At 42.8% G+C, this 14,248-nt stretch carries 28 protein-coding genes and 1 pseudogene; all 29 read left to right on the top strand.

The features are described 5' to 3' along the window. Positions 1-5: 5 nt before the first annotated feature. The 29 genes and pseudogenes from BKL49_RS04465 (at position 6) to BKL49_RS04340 (ending at position 14,225) form a co-directional block, all read left to right on the top strand. On the top strand, positions 6-887 hold the full coding sequence (locus BKL49_RS04465) for an AAA family ATPase (protein WP_077423502.1): 882 nt from the start codon (positions 6-8) through the stop codon (positions 885-887). 10 nt (positions 888-897) lie between these two features. Beyond that, the gene (locus BKL49_RS04460; protein WP_077423417.1) at positions 898-1,107 is read left to right on the top strand and encodes a hypothetical protein; all 210 of its coding nucleotides are present in this window, start codon (positions 898-900) and stop codon (positions 1,105-1,107) included. A 9-nt stretch (positions 1,108-1,116) separates the two neighbouring features. Further along, positions 1,117-1,311, top strand: coding sequence for a hypothetical protein (locus tag BKL49_RS04455; RefSeq protein WP_077423416.1), 195 nt, complete (start codon positions 1,117-1,119; stop codon positions 1,309-1,311). Next, positions 1,312-1,929: a DUF3164 family protein gene (locus BKL49_RS04450; RefSeq protein ID WP_077423415.1), complete on the top strand. Its 618-nt coding sequence runs from the start codon at positions 1,312-1,314 to the stop codon at positions 1,927-1,929. 1 nt (position 1,930) lies between these two features. Then, on the top strand, positions 1,931-2,125 hold the full coding sequence (locus BKL49_RS04445; RefSeq protein WP_077423414.1) for a hypothetical protein: 195 nt from the start codon (positions 1,931-1,933) through the stop codon (positions 2,123-2,125). A 71-nt stretch (positions 2,126-2,196) separates the two neighbouring features. Continuing rightward, a complete protein-coding gene (locus tag BKL49_RS04440) occupies positions 2,197-2,424 on the top strand; it encodes a hypothetical protein (protein WP_077423413.1) in 228 nt (75 codons plus the stop codon). A gap of 9 nt (positions 2,425-2,433) precedes the next feature. Continuing rightward, on the top strand, positions 2,434-2,598 hold the full coding sequence (locus BKL49_RS12425; protein ID WP_167366620.1) for a hypothetical protein: 165 nt from the start codon (positions 2,434-2,436) through the stop codon (positions 2,596-2,598). Continuing rightward, positions 2,595-2,765, top strand: a complete 171-nt coding sequence (locus BKL49_RS12135) for an FMN-dependent NADH-azoreductase (RefSeq protein WP_143530806.1) — start codon at positions 2,595-2,597, stop codon at positions 2,763-2,765. The genes BKL49_RS12425 and BKL49_RS12135 overlap by 4 nt, the downstream gene beginning before the upstream one ends. A 2-nt stretch (positions 2,766-2,767) precedes the next feature. Continuing rightward, complete coding sequence (locus BKL49_RS04435) at positions 2,768-3,148, top strand: DUF2528 family protein (RefSeq protein WP_077423412.1); 381 nt, start codon at positions 2,768-2,770, stop codon at positions 3,146-3,148. A 3-nt stretch (positions 3,149-3,151) separates the two neighbouring features. Next, positions 3,152-3,445, top strand: coding sequence for a hypothetical protein (locus BKL49_RS04430; RefSeq protein WP_077423411.1), 294 nt, complete (start codon positions 3,152-3,154; stop codon positions 3,443-3,445). Between the two features lie 2 nt (positions 3,446-3,447). Then, positions 3,448-3,975, top strand: coding sequence for a DUF551 domain-containing protein (locus BKL49_RS04425; protein ID WP_077423410.1), 528 nt, complete (start codon positions 3,448-3,450; stop codon positions 3,973-3,975). 73 nt (positions 3,976-4,048) lie between these two features. Continuing rightward, positions 4,049-4,423: a hypothetical protein gene (locus tag BKL49_RS04420; RefSeq protein WP_077423409.1), complete on the top strand. Its 375-nt coding sequence runs from the start codon at positions 4,049-4,051 to the stop codon at positions 4,421-4,423. 1 nt (position 4,424) lies between these two features. Next, on the top strand, positions 4,425-4,805 hold the full coding sequence (locus BKL49_RS04415; protein ID WP_077423408.1) for a hypothetical protein: 381 nt from the start codon (positions 4,425-4,427) through the stop codon (positions 4,803-4,805). 79 nt (positions 4,806-4,884) lie between these two features. Beyond that, positions 4,885-5,376 (top strand): hypothetical protein, encoded by a 492-nt coding sequence (locus BKL49_RS04410; RefSeq protein WP_077423407.1) that lies wholly within the window; start codon positions 4,885-4,887, stop codon positions 5,374-5,376. After that, positions 5,363-5,737 carry a hypothetical protein gene (locus tag BKL49_RS04405; protein WP_077423406.1) on the top strand — a complete coding sequence of 125 codons (375 nt, stop codon included), beginning with the start codon at positions 5,363-5,365 and terminating at the stop codon, positions 5,735-5,737. The genes BKL49_RS04410 and BKL49_RS04405 overlap by 14 nt, the downstream gene beginning before the upstream one ends. Next, complete coding sequence (locus BKL49_RS04400; protein WP_077423405.1) at positions 5,730-6,134, top strand: gp16 family protein; 405 nt, start codon at positions 5,730-5,732, stop codon at positions 6,132-6,134. Before BKL49_RS04405 ends, BKL49_RS04400 begins: the two co-directional genes overlap by 8 nt. Before the next feature lie 60 nt (positions 6,135-6,194). Beyond that, positions 6,195-6,548, top strand: coding sequence for a hypothetical protein (locus tag BKL49_RS04395; protein ID WP_077423404.1), 354 nt, complete (start codon positions 6,195-6,197; stop codon positions 6,546-6,548). A 127-nt stretch (positions 6,549-6,675) separates the two neighbouring features. Continuing rightward, positions 6,676-7,110 carry a Mor transcription activator family protein gene (locus BKL49_RS04390; protein WP_077423403.1) on the top strand — a complete coding sequence of 145 codons (435 nt, stop codon included), beginning with the start codon at positions 6,676-6,678 and terminating at the stop codon, positions 7,108-7,110. A gap of 92 nt (positions 7,111-7,202) precedes the next feature. Then, complete coding sequence (locus tag BKL49_RS04385; protein WP_077423402.1) at positions 7,203-7,706, top strand: glycoside hydrolase family 108 protein; 504 nt, start codon at positions 7,203-7,205, stop codon at positions 7,704-7,706. Next, positions 7,696-7,875 (top strand): hypothetical protein, encoded by a 180-nt coding sequence (locus BKL49_RS04380; protein ID WP_077423401.1) that lies wholly within the window; start codon positions 7,696-7,698, stop codon positions 7,873-7,875. Before BKL49_RS04385 ends, BKL49_RS04380 begins: the two co-directional genes overlap by 11 nt. Beyond that, on the top strand, positions 7,865-8,149 hold the full coding sequence (locus tag BKL49_RS04375) for a DUF2644 domain-containing protein (protein WP_077423400.1): 285 nt from the start codon (positions 7,865-7,867) through the stop codon (positions 8,147-8,149). Before BKL49_RS04380 ends, BKL49_RS04375 begins: the two co-directional genes overlap by 11 nt. Next, a pseudogene (locus BKL49_RS04370) lies at positions 8,149-8,343 on the top strand (DUF2681 domain-containing protein); the annotation flags it as partial. The gene BKL49_RS04375 and the pseudogene BKL49_RS04370, both read left to right, overlap by 1 nt. Before the next feature lie 55 nt (positions 8,344-8,398). After that, complete coding sequence (locus BKL49_RS12800; RefSeq protein WP_279625912.1) at positions 8,399-8,533, top strand: hypothetical protein; 135 nt, start codon at positions 8,399-8,401, stop codon at positions 8,531-8,533. Next, entirely contained in the window at positions 8,530-8,787 is a 258-nt protein-coding gene (locus BKL49_RS04365) for a hypothetical protein (RefSeq protein ID WP_077423398.1), read from the top strand. The genes BKL49_RS12800 and BKL49_RS04365 overlap by 4 nt, the downstream gene beginning before the upstream one ends. Continuing rightward, positions 8,787-9,056, top strand: a complete 270-nt coding sequence (locus BKL49_RS04360) for a hypothetical protein (protein WP_077423397.1) — start codon at positions 8,787-8,789, stop codon at positions 9,054-9,056. Before BKL49_RS04365 ends, BKL49_RS04360 begins: the two co-directional genes overlap by 1 nt. Then, on the top strand, positions 9,057-9,560 hold the full coding sequence (locus tag BKL49_RS04355; protein WP_077423396.1) for a DUF1804 family protein: 504 nt from the start codon (positions 9,057-9,059) through the stop codon (positions 9,558-9,560). It begins immediately after the preceding gene. Between the two features lie 103 nt (positions 9,561-9,663). Then, positions 9,664-11,295 carry a phage terminase large subunit gene (terL, locus tag BKL49_RS04350; protein ID WP_077423395.1) on the top strand — a complete coding sequence of 544 codons (1,632 nt, stop codon included), beginning with the start codon at positions 9,664-9,666 and terminating at the stop codon, positions 11,293-11,295. Between the two features lie 10 nt (positions 11,296-11,305). Beyond that, complete coding sequence (locus BKL49_RS04345; RefSeq protein WP_077423394.1) at positions 11,306-12,970, top strand: DUF935 domain-containing protein; 1,665 nt, start codon at positions 11,306-11,308, stop codon at positions 12,968-12,970. Continuing rightward, positions 12,951-14,225, top strand: coding sequence for a phage minor head protein (locus BKL49_RS04340; protein ID WP_077423393.1), 1,275 nt, complete (start codon positions 12,951-12,953; stop codon positions 14,223-14,225). The genes BKL49_RS04345 and BKL49_RS04340 overlap by 20 nt, the downstream gene beginning before the upstream one ends. Positions 14,226-14,248 lie beyond the last annotated feature (23 nt).

Here is a 14,248-nt window from a genome sequence, read left to right as displayed (position 1 = left end):
AAATGATGAAAAGCCAAGACTTAAAAGCCTTTATGGATGCCAACAAAATGAGCCAAAAACAGGTGGCAACATTGTTTGATGTGTCCATTACCACGGTGAGCCAATATTTGAACGGTAAATATCCAACTGATACCAAATGGATTGATGAAAAAGTGGACGAACTTTTAGCCCGCCAAAAAGCAAAAGTGGTAGAAGCAAAATATAACGCCAAGTTTGTCCCGACAATGACAGCAAGACGTGGAATGGAAATTATGCAATTTGCCCACGCAGAAGGCGAAATTAACGTGATTTACGGTGCGGCAGGCTTAGGCAAAACGCAGATGTTGAAACAATATGCCAAAGAACACAGCTCCGCCGTTTTGATTGAAACCGACCCAAGCTGCAATCCGAAAGTATTGCTCCGCAAGATTGCCGAAGCGGTGGGGGCAAACAGCCGCGGAATTAATAACGATGTGTTATCCGGCATTGTGGAAAAACTGAAAGGATCGGAACGGTTATTAATCATTGATGAAGCGGAATTACTTTCTACCCGTGCATTAGAGTTTATCCGCCGCATTCACGATTTAACCCAATGTGGCGTGATTTTAGCCGGTATGCCTCGCTTATTAGTGAATTTAAAAGGTAAAAATAACGAATTGGCACAGCTTTATAGCCGCGTGGGTTTTGCCTGCGATTTAGGCAACGCCCTACCCGATGAAGATTTGGCAATGTTAGCGCAAAGTGCGCTAAATACCAGCGAATTTAACGAGCCATTGATTAAAGCCTGCAAAGGGAACGCCCGCCGATTAAGCAAATTAATGCGCGGTGTGGTGCGGTCGGCAGAAATAAACGACACCCAAATCAGTGCAGCAATGATTGAACAGTATAGCAAAATGTTGATTAGCTAAGGAGCAAACAATGAGAGAACAAATGATCCGTGTGGCGTATGCGTTAAGACGTGAAGGCGTGCAAATTGTGGAAAGTAAAGACGGGCGTTTTCCGATGATGGTGGTGATGAACCCAAGCCGCCGTTTAAAGCAAAAAAGCGTGCAGATGACCACTTACAGCCAAGGGGTAAGACGTGTGCGAAATGTCGCAGACGAGCAAGGTGTTACGGTGTATTGGTAAGGAGGGGCTATGACAAAGCGTCGTCAAATCTATGCCGTATATCGCGGAGAGGAAAATTTAGGCGACGGCACGGCAGAAGAATTAGCAGAAAAACTGGGCGTACAAGCCAAGACCATACAAAGTATGAGTACGCCAAGGTTTCACAGGCGAAATCAATCGGGGAAACGGTTGGTTGTGATTAAGTTAGATAAAGAGGAATTCTAAATGAAAGTAATGATTGAAGGAAAAGAATACTGGCGCGATGCAAAGGGCAATTTAACCCCTGCCGATTTGGTGAAAGACATCGACAAAGAGCGTGATGCGTTGGTGCGGGAATGGATTGGCAAAGGGAAAGCAATTCGCCGAGAAATCAGTGAATTTAAGGACAGTATTTTCGGCGATATTCAGGCTTTTGTTGAGTTATCTGCCGAGAAGTATCAAGCCAAAGTGGGCGGCACAAAAGGCAATATCACGCTATTTAGCTATGACGGCAAATACAAAATCCAACGTGCCATTAACGACCATCTGCAATTTGACGAACGTATTCAAGCGGCAAAAGTGCTGATTGATGAATGTTTAAGTGAATGGTCGGAAGGCTCTCGCCCTGAATTGAAAGCCTTAATTGAGCGGGCGTTTAATGTGGATAAAGAAGGCAATTTGAATACCTCTCGCATTTTAGGGTTACGACGGGTGGATATTCAAGACGAACGCTGGCAAAACGCAATGCAGGCGATTAGCGAAAGCGTGCAAGTGGTGAGCAGTAAAGCCTATGTGCGACTTTATGAACGCGTGGGTGAAAGCGATCAGTATGTGCCGATTGCGTTGGATGTGGCGGGGGTGTGATATGTGGAAGCCAACAATATCAGAATACCAACTGGCTGAAAAATTACTCAATGTACATGCAATTAGCCCAACGGAAAGCGATACGTTATATGAAATCAAATACGCATACGAAAACCCTGTAGAACTGGATTGGTTGCAACGTGCGGAATTAATGGCATTAGAACAAAAATATAAAGGGCAATTAGCTGAAATGTAAAACTCTTTTCAACGCTCTTTAAACCCGCTTTAAGGGGCGTTTATAAAGTGTTTTAACCAACAGGAGTAACAATGAAAAAAGCAATCGTGATTTTGACCGCACTTTGTGCATTAACTGCTTGTGATAGACCGACACAACAGCAAATCGAACAAGCATCAATTAAAGCAAGCATACACGAAACTTGTATTAGTGGCGTTGTATATTTGGTTTACGAAGGTTATAGCAAAGGGGGAATTACGCCAAAAGTGAATGCGGATTTTTATCCCTACACCTGCAATAACAATGATGTGCCGAATTAGGAGGAAATAATGGCGAAGTATATAGCCCGTTTTTATTGCTTAGTTGAGGCAGTGGTCGAGGCTGAAAGCAATGAGCAAGTATTAGAAAAATGTGATTTAAACACTTTTGATATTAACAATTTGCCACACAAAATCGTTGAAATTGATGATGTTGTTGAGGTGGAGGAAGTATGAAAAAGGCAGATATTGCGCAACAAATTGTCGATATTCAGACGCTGTTGGAAATTGCCAAAGACAATTTGCTGGAAGATAAAAATAGCGATGCCCTGAAAGTATTACATCGGGCAAGTCGGGAGATGAAAACGGTGGCGTGGCGAATTGCGCCGGTATTGGGGGAATGAAAATGAAATTAACAGGAAAACAACTGGTAACCGTAGAAACCGATAGTTGGTGTGGCGTTGAAGCAAATGTGAAATTTGAGATTGATTTTGACCATCCAAAATTGAAAGACGCTGTAATTGAAATGTCAACATTTTGGGCTGAACATCCAAATAAAAATGCCCCCTTTAAAGAACATTTAGCATCTTGGTTGCCGCTCGCCGCACATCGAATTTTTTACTTTGCCAACGACTATTCTGAGATACACATCATTAAGATTATGGAACGTGAGGAAGGGTATTTCCCACTAGATGGATCATTTGGTATCAAATTTCACAGTTACAACGTGCCGGATATTACTAGCGATGATTTTATTATTGCTAATTGGAAAGAGATCAAGGAGTAAAAAATGGAAAACAAAATCTTTGAGTTCAGAACCGTTGAAGATTTTTTACAGATGAGTGAAGAGCAATTTAACCGATTTTTGCCGGATTTTATACATTGGTTTGCTATCCGCAAAGCGTTTATTGCGAAACGTCAAGTTGCTATTGATGGCTTAGGCGTAGCAGTGCAAATCAACCCTGCGCCGGTTATTAGATGGAAGGATGACGGCAGAATCGGCGTTGATGAGTATGATGTAACGATTAGACATCATCACAATGGCGAAAATGATGTAAAGATTAAGGTACGCAAGGAGGATTAAAAATGAGCAAATATTTTAGCTATGAAGGCTGCGAAGGTGAATTCAGTTTGCACTCTACATTAGATGAAGCAAAATCCGCTGCAATAAATGAAGCAGATAAATCTTATTGTTATGGCGGTGAATGGGATGGTAGTTTTTCGGAAGAGTTACAAGATGGAATCAGAAGAACCTGTTTCGGTGTAATTTTAGGTGATTTTAGTTTACCAACAAGACCACTAACCGAAGCAGAAAAAGAAGAATACGGCAATGATTTTAATTATATGGTTGAACATCCTCAGCTTGTTGAATATAACCGGAATAATGGTTGGATTAAGTGTTCGGAAGAATTGCCAAAGGTATTTGATCATAATGGATTTGAACGTAGTGATGTTGTGATGTGTTTTGGTGTCGATGAACCCGATGATGAAACTTATGTATTAGCTTATATGGTGCAAGGTAATCGGTTTTATGGATTTAACGGAGAGTGTACGAAAATAAGATATTGGCGTCCGCTTCCGATACCACCACAAGAATTTATGGATAAATCTTAAAACCCATTTACAGCCCATTTTCCACGTAAAGTGGGCTGAATAATGTGTTTTGTCAATTAACAAAGGAGCGATTATGCAAAAAGAGATTATTCAGTGGTTGGCTGATGATGAAGATGTTGGACTCAGTAGCAAGTGTATGGCATTTGTGATTGGGTTTGGTGTTGTGCCGAGGGGGAAACATTATCCCCGTGATCCGTCTGATTTGGCTCGTTGTATCAAGCTGTTAGAACGAGTGCCGGAAATGAATTATCACCTTAACAAAATGAAACGAGTGTCACCAATTTGGGAAAAATTAGTGGAACATTGGGCAGAATTAGAAAGTTTGTTCAAAGAGGAAAAAGGGAGCGGACGTTGCCCTAAAACTTATCAATTAATAAAACAGCTTACCAAAAATGATGCTAGTGTAGTGTTTAGTTCAGGTGGCTTTTCTATTCAAGTGGTGGAATAAAATGGCTAGTAACACAAAGCATTATTTAGTGACATTGGAAATTAATGTAACAACGGCAGAGGATGATTTGACATTTAATGTCGGTGCAGCGTATCGAAATCATCCGAATAATTATGTTAAGGATATGATGAATTTAATGATGTTCAAATTACCTGCTGTTGTTCGTGCCGGTTGGTTAGCACTTGAACGTGTTGATCCAAATATTGAGTCTGGATTCTCACACAAATTACATTTTGATTTTGAACAATGTGCGGATGACGAATGGGAAATCAGTGCTAAAACTGAAATAAACGATGTAATTGGACGAACTTTAATTGAGTTAAGTAAGCGTATTTTTATGGAAGACCCAACGATTGATGAGATTATCGCATTAGCTGATTAAAACCCATTTACAGCCCATTTAAACCACATTTTAAGTGGGCTAAATAATGTGTTTTAAACTCAGTTTAAAGGAGCGAATAATGAAATGTAAATGCCCGGCTTGCGGTGCGATCTTATCGCTTGATGTGTTATTACAACACGAACAAGCGACGCAAGCGGTAATAAGTGCAATGCAGTTCAATGGTGAGTTTGGGCGATTGGCGGTGCAGTATTTAGCATTATTTCGTCCGGATGTCTCTGCCCTTACGATGCATCGTGTCGCAAAGCTATTGGGAGAGTTAATGACTTTAGCCAAGCAAGGGGAATTTGCTCGTAATGGGCAGATTTATGCCGCACCTTTAGAGGCGTGGATTGATGGCTTTAACACGGTGCTTAACAATCGCCATAACATTAAACGCCCATTAGTCGGACACGGCTATTTGCTTGAAGTGATGAGCAAATGGCAGGAAAAATCTCAATCCCTTGAGCCGGCTACAAGAGTTGCGGCAAAAAATCATCAGCATACGCCATTAAACAGCAAAACAGGTCAAGCATTGGCAAATTTAGCGGAGTTTGCAAATGGAAAAAAATGATTGGTTGAATGCCGTCATTGCAAAGGGGTTAATGGGGCTTGTGACATTAAGATTGCCCAATACACCACCAGAGGAAATCATCGTAAAAACGGCTCAAGTTTGGGTGTTGGCACTCACCAAAGGGCTAGGTACTAAATGGGAGAAAGAGCGTGACATCCCCCGCATTGAGAAAGCCTTTATGCGACTTTACGCAGAATGTGACAGATTTCCTAATCCGAAAATGTTGATTGACCGCTTACCACGCTATTACCCTGAAACATTAATGATTGAGCGAAAAATGACGGAAGAAGACCGAAAACGTACAGGCGAAATGTGCCAAAAATTACGAGAAATCTTAACAGGAGTGAAAATCAATGGTTAATCATAAAAGTTTAGTCACTAAAATCCATATCGGCAAAACCCAACTGGGAATGGATGATGAAACTTACCGTCAGTTACTTATCAACACCACGGGAATAGCCAGTTGCTCCTTGATGAATGAGGAGCAATTACAGCAAGTATTAAATGCAATGGTGAAAAAAGGCTTTAAAGTGCGGTCAAAATTTTGGGGAAATCGTGCGGCTCCGCGTGAAGATAAAAAGATTTATCTCGCCAAAATCACCGCACTGTTGGCAAAACACAATCTCCCGAAGGAATATGCAGACGGTATCGCAAAACGCTCTTTTAAAGTGGATTTTGTGCATTGGTTGCAGCCGTGGCAGTTGAAAAAGGTGGTGCAGATGTTGTCGGTGTATGATCACAATAAAAAGGCATTGTGAAAATGCTTTGTCAGGTGTAAATTAAAGGCTCTTTTGAGCCTTTTTTATGGGAGAAAAATAATGAAAAAATTATTAGTTGGTGTCATTTGTGCCGCTCTTTCGTTTTCTGCATTTGCAATGACAGATAAAGCAAAAGGAGAATTAAACAAAGCATTACAGGGGGATTATCAAGCGTTACGTAATGCCGCATTTTCGATGAAAGATGGCTCTGCCGGTCACGATAAAAACCCGATAGCAGGCTGTGCACTACGAAAAATCACATTAATTGTGGCGCAAAATGAAACGGATATGGGCGACTATGGCAATGAGTATGTGGATTGTAAAGCATTATCACCGGACGAATCAGAACAGGCTTGGAAAATGACGTTGCAGTTATTACCACAGGTTATGCAATTAAAAGCTCAAGAAAAATAATTATTTTTACGCCTATAATAATCCCGCCTTGTGCGGGATTTTTTTTCAAAAAAATATCCCTAAAACCCCCTCACTTTTGAAAATTCCGTGTTAAATTTCGCCAAAATAATTTAAGCGAGGAGGATATATGCAATCTCAATTTGAACGTGTTGCCGATTATCTGCCGGAAGTCGTATTAGAAATGGTGGACTTGGTTGGGTTTAGTAATGTGGATAAAATCATTCAAGCGTTTGGCGGAACAAACTTTCTTTTTTCTGATGGTAAGGTGTATTTTCCCAAGTTGAAAGCCTTAGTTGGTTTGGAAAATGCGGTGAAATTACGCCGTTATTTTAAGTCTGAATGGGTATATATTCCTCGTTGTGAAGTGGCATTGCGCCTGTTGCGTAATGAAAGATTAAAAGCGGATTTTGATTTTCTTACGCAAACTGAGAAAAAAAGTGGGCGTATGGCAATGTTAGATCTTTGCAAAAAATATCAACTTTCAGACCGGCACGCGTGGGATATAGTCCGCGGACTGCGGTCAATGTCGTTTTATCAACACCAACAAGTCCCCCTTTTTTAACGCTTTGAGCGTGTGGAACTCTCTCCCCCTTTCAACCATTGTTTTTTATTACACAATACCCTCAATTTAGTAATGAATGAGGGTATTTTTTTATGTCTTTAACCTTTCAACAAATTTTTGACCGCCTTATCGGACACGAGGGCGGTTATGTCAATGACCCACGCGATCCGGGCGGTGAAACCAACTGGGGGATTACCAAACGCACGGCGCAAGCAAACGGCTATTTAGGCAGTATGCGTGCAATGACCCGTGAGCAAGCCTTTAAAATTTATTATTCCGCGTTTTGGGTGCGTTATCAGTGCGAAAAAATGCCATCGGCAGTCGCATTTCAATTTTTTGATGCCGCGGTGAACCACGGTTTAGGCAATGCAAGCCGAATGTTGCAACGGGCAGTCGGTGTCGTTGATGACGGAATTATTGGCAATATGACCCTTGCTACTATTAAGAAAATAGCAATTTCTGATGTGATTATGCGACTGAATGGAGAGCGGCTGGAGTTTTATTGCAAACTCGGCAATTTCGCAACCTATGGCAAAGGCTGGGTACGTCGCATCGCAGGCAATTTGAGATACGGAGCGAAAGACAATGAAGTTTAAATTTTTAGGGGTGTTTAAACGGCTTTTTAACCGACTTTTTCAACGTAAACATCAAAAAACACCGGCTCGCCGACCACGTGCTTTTAGCAAAAATGCGTGGAGTTATGTCAGCCGAGGCAAGCCTACAGCGGCTGAAGTGATAATGTGGAGATTATACGATGAGCAATAAATTTACCGAGTTGTTTACGAATAATGACGGGCGTGCCAGTACCACGGGTTTTATTCAGTTTTTTGGCTTTTTAGTGATGGCTGGCGTGTTGGTTTATTCGGTGTATTTAGATCGTGCCATTACCACCGATTTGTATTTTTATTTTGCCTGTTTTTGCGGTGGATCGGCGGCGACAAAAGGCGCAGTGGCAGCCTATCAAGCCCGAGAAAAATCAAAGGCTGAAACGCAAGAACAAGCCGAAGTCGACTTTGAGACGAAACCAAAGGGGATTTGATGAATTTACAGCAGATTGGACTTGCATTGATTGGGGCGGTGTTAGTGGGGGGCTATGTTTGGCACAAATTAAGCCAAGCAAAGCGCGAAATCGACCGATTATTAAAAACCAATGCCACCCTTTCGCAAGAAAAAGCCGTGGCAGATACACAAGTCACCCATTTTAACGTGAGAAAACAAAATGAAGAAAACCATCGCAATACTGACCGCACTTCTCTTATTGACGGGTTGCACAAGTCAGGGGATCTCCGTGATTAATGCAAGTTGTGCAGGCTTTTCAACGATTTCGGCAAGCCGACAGGATACCACCGAAACTCTGCGCCAAATTAAAGTGCATAACGAGACTTATCGGGCAATTTGCACCGACAACAAGGGGGCAGAATGATTGACGATAAAGTGTTTATCGGTATCGGCACCACACTGATTATGACGTTAGTCGGCTGGGTTTGGAAATCGGTGAATGACAAGGTAGCAAACAATGAAAAAGCGATTCGTGAGTTGGAAAAATCCGTTGAGCGTGATTATCAACGCAAAGAGATAGCGGATGTAAAAGATAAGCACATGGAAAGCATTTTAAAGGAAGTGCGCGACCAGTTAAAAGAAATTAATCATAAGCTAGACAAAAAGGCGGATAAATAATGCCAGCAATACCAAATCAAAGACGGTTACAACAGAAAAATGAACAAGACCAAACTAACCAAAAATTAGATGAAATCTTAAGTTTAACACGGCAAGTTAATCATAAAATCGACCGTTTGGACGGGCGTGTCGATGATATTGATGTCCGTTTGGCAAAGGTAGAACAAAACCTTGCAAAACTTGGCGTGCGTGCCGCCATTATGGGTGGTTTAGGCGGATTGGTTGTCTCGGTGGGTTTTGAACTGATTAAAGCAAAATTTGGGGGCTAAATGGCACACGATGAAAAAACCAAAGCCGAGGTGCGCCGTTACTATGTATTTGATTGCTTAACACTAGAACTTGCCGCCGAAAAAGCTAAGGTATCTTACAACACGGCACGGCGTTGGAAGCGTGAAGCGGAAGGACGTGGCGATAATTGGGATAAAGTGCGCGATGCGAACACAATGGCAAGCGGTAAAGTGGAAGATGTGGCACGCGGTATGCTCACCTCGTTTGTGCTTTATTTTGAAAATACGTTAGATGAGTTACGCAAGACGGAAGATTTACCCGTGAGCGAAAAAGCCAAATTAATGCAGGGACTTGGTGATTCGTATTCAAAAATGATTGCAAGCAGTAAGCGGTTATTGCCGGAAGTATCAGAACTTGCTACGGCAATTAAGACGATCACAATGTTTGGCGATTATGTCCACGCCAATAAACCTGCGCTTATCAGTGATTTTGCCGATTTATTGGATAAGTTTGCAAGTGTGTTAGAGAAGGAATTTAAAGCGTGAGTTTGTGCCAGTTAATTTTAGTGATCATTGCCTGCAATATGGCGGCAAAAGGTCAAGATGGCTGGGGGTGGCTTATTTTTATTGCAGTTTTATTGGGTAAATGATGAAAAACAAAGCACTATTAGCAGAACTTAAAGCCTATTCGGATAGCCTTCGTCAAAAAGTTGAAGCGCAATTTGACGGTTGGGATGATACACCGGAAGCGGTGGTTGCACGGCGTAAAAAAGTGTTAGATCCGGTTTCAGGCTATGATTTTTTTGTGTCTAATTATTTTCCGCATTATGTCCGTTCTGAAAGTCGCTCACAGCTACACAATTATCTTTTTGAGCAGTTACCCCTTACTCTTCAACAGCCTACCTCGGTGCATTTAGCCATTGCTGCCCCTCGTGGTGAGGCTAAATCAACTTTAGTGTCGCAGTTGTTCACGCTTTACTGCCTTGTCACACAGAAAAAACGCTATGCCCTCATTGTGATGGACAGTATCGACCAAGCCTACCCAATGCTTGAGGCAATCAAGGTGGAGTTGGAATTTAATCAACGGCTTAAAATTGACTTTCCGGAAATTGCCGGACAAGGGCGTGTGTGGCAAGCGGCAACAATTATCACGAAAGCCAATCAGAAAGTGCAGGTGGCAGGGAGTGGTAAGAAATTGCGGGGTTTACGCCACGGTGCGTATCGTCCCGATTTAGTCGTGTTGGACGATATTGAAAATGACGAACAAGTCCGCAGCCCGGAACAGCGGGATAAATTGCACGATTGGCTTAAAAAAACCGTGCTGCCATTAGGGGCTGCCGGGGATAAGTTGGATGTGGTGTATATCGGCACAATTTTGCATTACGACAGCGTTTTAAACCGCACTTTGGCAAGTAAGGCGTGGAAAACCGCCAAATTTAAAGCCTTAATTAAACAGCCGGATGATATGAGCCTTTGGGATAAGTGGGAAGATTTTTACTTAAACGAAGGTGAAGCGGTTGCCGATGCCTTTTATCAGCAACATCAAGCCGAGATGGATAAAGGCGCGGTAGTCAGTTGGGCGGCTCGTCCAATTTTAACATTGATGAAAATTCGCGCCCGTGACGGACACGCCACCTTTGACTCCGAGTATCAAAACGACCCATTAAGCAGTGATGATGCAATGTTTGCCAACAGTCTTGTTTACTGGACGGAATTGCCGGAAGACTTGATTTATTTTGGCGCACTTGATCCTTCGCTCGGCAAAGCCGGAGCAAGTCGTGACCCTTCGGCAATTTTAGTCGGCGGTTATCAACGGGCGACCGGCAAACTTTATGTGGTTGAGGCACAAGTAAAAAAACGCCTACCCGATTTAATTATTGAAGATGTGATCCGATTGCAAAAACAATATCAGTGTCAACGTTGGTTTGTCGAAACTGTGCAATTTCAGGAATTTTTAAAAGACGAATTAGTCAAGCGTTCGGCTCAACGAGGGTGTCCTGTGCCGGCAACGGCAACAAAACCCAACACGGACAAAATGTTACGTATTGAAAGCCTGCAACCGCATATGGCAAACGGGTTGATTTTGTTGCACACCTCGCAAGCCACGTTAATTGCCCAGTTGCGCCATTTTCCAAAAGCCGATCACGATGACGGCCCGGATGCGTTGGAAATGTTGTGGCGTAATGCGGTAACCAATTCCGCACCGATTGAATGGGTGAGCGTGAGTGACTTGGAGCGTAATGATGAACTGGATGATCTATACAGCGTTTGGCGCAGTTAAGGCAGCATAAATGGGATTTTTAGATAAAGTAAAAGGCTTTTTTAAGCCAAGCGAAACCGAAGAAACACAAACCGATGAAGCCCGTGTGACCGAAACGGGTCGGGTGCTGGATGATCACCCTTCGGCAAAAATTACCCCGGGCAAACTCAAAAGCATTTTAGAGGACGCTGAAAACGGCGATATTCAGGCGCAGCATCAGCTTTTTATGGATATTGAAGAACAAGACAGCAGCATTGCCGCCAATATGATGACCCGCAAGCGGTCAGTATTGACCCTTGACTGGCGTATTATTGAACCACGCAACGCCACGCCCGCAGAAGAAAAACTGCAAGCGGAAATTGATGAACTGTTTCATCAATATCCAAACCTTGAAGATTTGTTTGTGGATTTAATGGATGCGGTAGGACACGGTTTTGCCGCCCTTGAAATCCAATGGGCGCAAGTGGACGGCAAATGGATACCGAAAGGGTTTAAACCTTGTCCGCAATCGTGGTTTAACCTTGATAAACACGACAATCTTTTATTACGCACACCGGATAATCCAACCGGTGAGCCGCTACGCCCTTTTGGCTGGGTGGTGCATCGTCATAAATCCCGCTCAACCCAATTAGCCCGTGATGGGTTATACCGCACGTTGGCGTGGCTTTATATGTATAAGCACTATTCCGTGCGGGATTTTGCGGAGTTTTTAGAGCTTTACGGTATGCCTATTCGTATCGGGAAATATGGGGCGGGGGCAACGCATAAGGAAAAACAAACATTACTGCGCGCCCTTGCCGAAATCGGTCACAATGCGGCGGGGATTATGCCGGAGTCAATGCAAATTGAGTTGCACAATGTAGCTACGGGTACATCAGCAGGCAATAATCCCTTTTTGCAAATGGTCGATTGGTGCGAAAAATCCATTGCACGCTTAATTTTGGGGCAAACTTTAACCAGTGGCGCGGATGGTAAAAGCTCAACCAATGCGCTCGGCAACGTGCATAACGAGGTACGCCGTGATTTGATGATAAGTGATGCCAAGCAAATCGCTCAAACCATCACCCAACAAATTATTTTGCCGTATTTACAAATTAACGTTGATCCAAATATCGCGCCGCACCGTGTGCCGTACTTTGAGTTTGATACCAAAGAATATGACGATTTATCTGTACTCGCGGAAGCATTGCCAAAACTGGTGCAAATTGGCGTGAAAGTGCCGGAAAGCTGGGCAAGAGATAAACTCGGTATTCCGGAAGCACAGGAAGATGACGAACTGTTAAAACCTTTTCAAAGCGCAGTTAAAACCGATTTAAACGAAGAAAAAACACCGAAAAAAACCACCGCACTTTCTTCTCAATCTTCTGCCGCCCACGTGGTCGGTTGTCAGTGTGACGGGTGTTTGGGTAAAAAAGTGGTCGCATTGTCGAAAACATCAGAGGAAAGGGATGAGCAGGCGTGGTTGGATGAAAGTTTAGACGAAGCCTTGGAACAGGTGGATTTTAATCAACAACTTGATCCAATGGTACAAAAAGCGGTGCGGGTGATGTTGTCTTGTCATTCTTATGAAGAAGCGCAGGAAAAACTTGCAACCCTTTATCCGGAATTAACCTCAAAAGCCCATCACGAGTATTTAACCCGTGCGGTGTTTTTAGCCGAACTGCTTGGAGTGTCCAATGCCAAAACGAAACCTTAGTTTTGCATTAGGCTTACCGCCGAAAAAAGCCATTGAATTTTTGAAAAGTAAAAAAGCCTTTTTAGATCATATTGATGAAAAAGGCTTGATGGACAGCGCACGGGCAAAAGCAACACGTATTGCCAATCTTTCAAGTCTTGAAATGACGAAAGATATTTACCAATCACTGATTGAAGCACAGCAACAAGGACAATCTTTCGGCGAGTGGAAAAAAGGCATTTTTGAGCATTTTAAAAAGAAAGGTTGGATTGCCGGTTACGATAAAGGCTATTTACTGGCTGATCCAAAAACCGGTGAATATTTTGGTACGCCACGGCGGTTAGAGACCATTTATCGCACCAATATGCAGGCGGCATATTCGAGCGAGCGTTATCAACAAATGCGGGATAATGCCGACAGCCGCCCTTATTGGCAATATTCGGCGGTTAATGATGACAGAACCCGCCCAAGCCATTCGGCGATGAGCGGATTAGTGTATCGTTATGATGACCCATTTTGGAATGTGTTTTATCCCCCGAATGGCTTTAATTGTCGTTGCTCGGTGATTGCCCTTGCCGAGCGGGATATTGCGCGGCGTCATCTTGTGGTCGGCGAAAGCCAAGAACGCTTGATTGAGTACAATCGCAAAATCAATGCGACTCAAACGGAAAAAACCACCGCATTTAAGGTGTCAGATGACAAATGGGTGGTCACAGACCGTGGGTTTGATTACAACGTGGGACGCACCACTTATAAACCGAACTTAGATTTATATCCGGAAGCCTTAGCGTATCAGTTTGCCAAACGTGAAATGGGCGGTGAGGGGTTTAAATTTGATTTTAAGCAGTTTGAAAACGAATTTAAACAAGCTAAACAACGACTAAATTTAAGCGAGAAACTGACCTCGGACGATTTAACGGCGGTGCGAAATCAACTTCGCCGTGAATATAAATTTGCGGCCGGTGTATTAAATGCTACCGATAAAAAGGCATTAATGAGTGAAACGGCAACGGTGTGGTTGTCGGATGATACACTCATTAAACAATTTAATAGCCGTGATGGGCAGGGATTTGGGCTTGAAGAATATGCGCTATTACCTGATGTTATTAATAAACCTGACAAAGTCATACCGGATGAATTTGGGTATCAGTTTTATAAACAAATTGAGGGTAAAAAAATAGTTGCAGTGTTGAAAGTGCTTAGAAAAGAAAACGAAATATTTATGCAATCTGTTCGTTTTGTGAGTGAAAAACAATGGAAAAAGGCATTTAAATAACGCCACTAGGTAGGGCTCGAACC

It is taken from the genome of Rodentibacter myodis (assembly GCF_001999305.1).
Lineage (GTDB): Bacteria > Pseudomonadota > Gammaproteobacteria > Enterobacterales > Pasteurellaceae > Rodentibacter > Rodentibacter myodis.
Note: the sequence above shows the minus strand (reverse complement) of the source record. Positions and strands in the feature narration are given on the sequence as shown.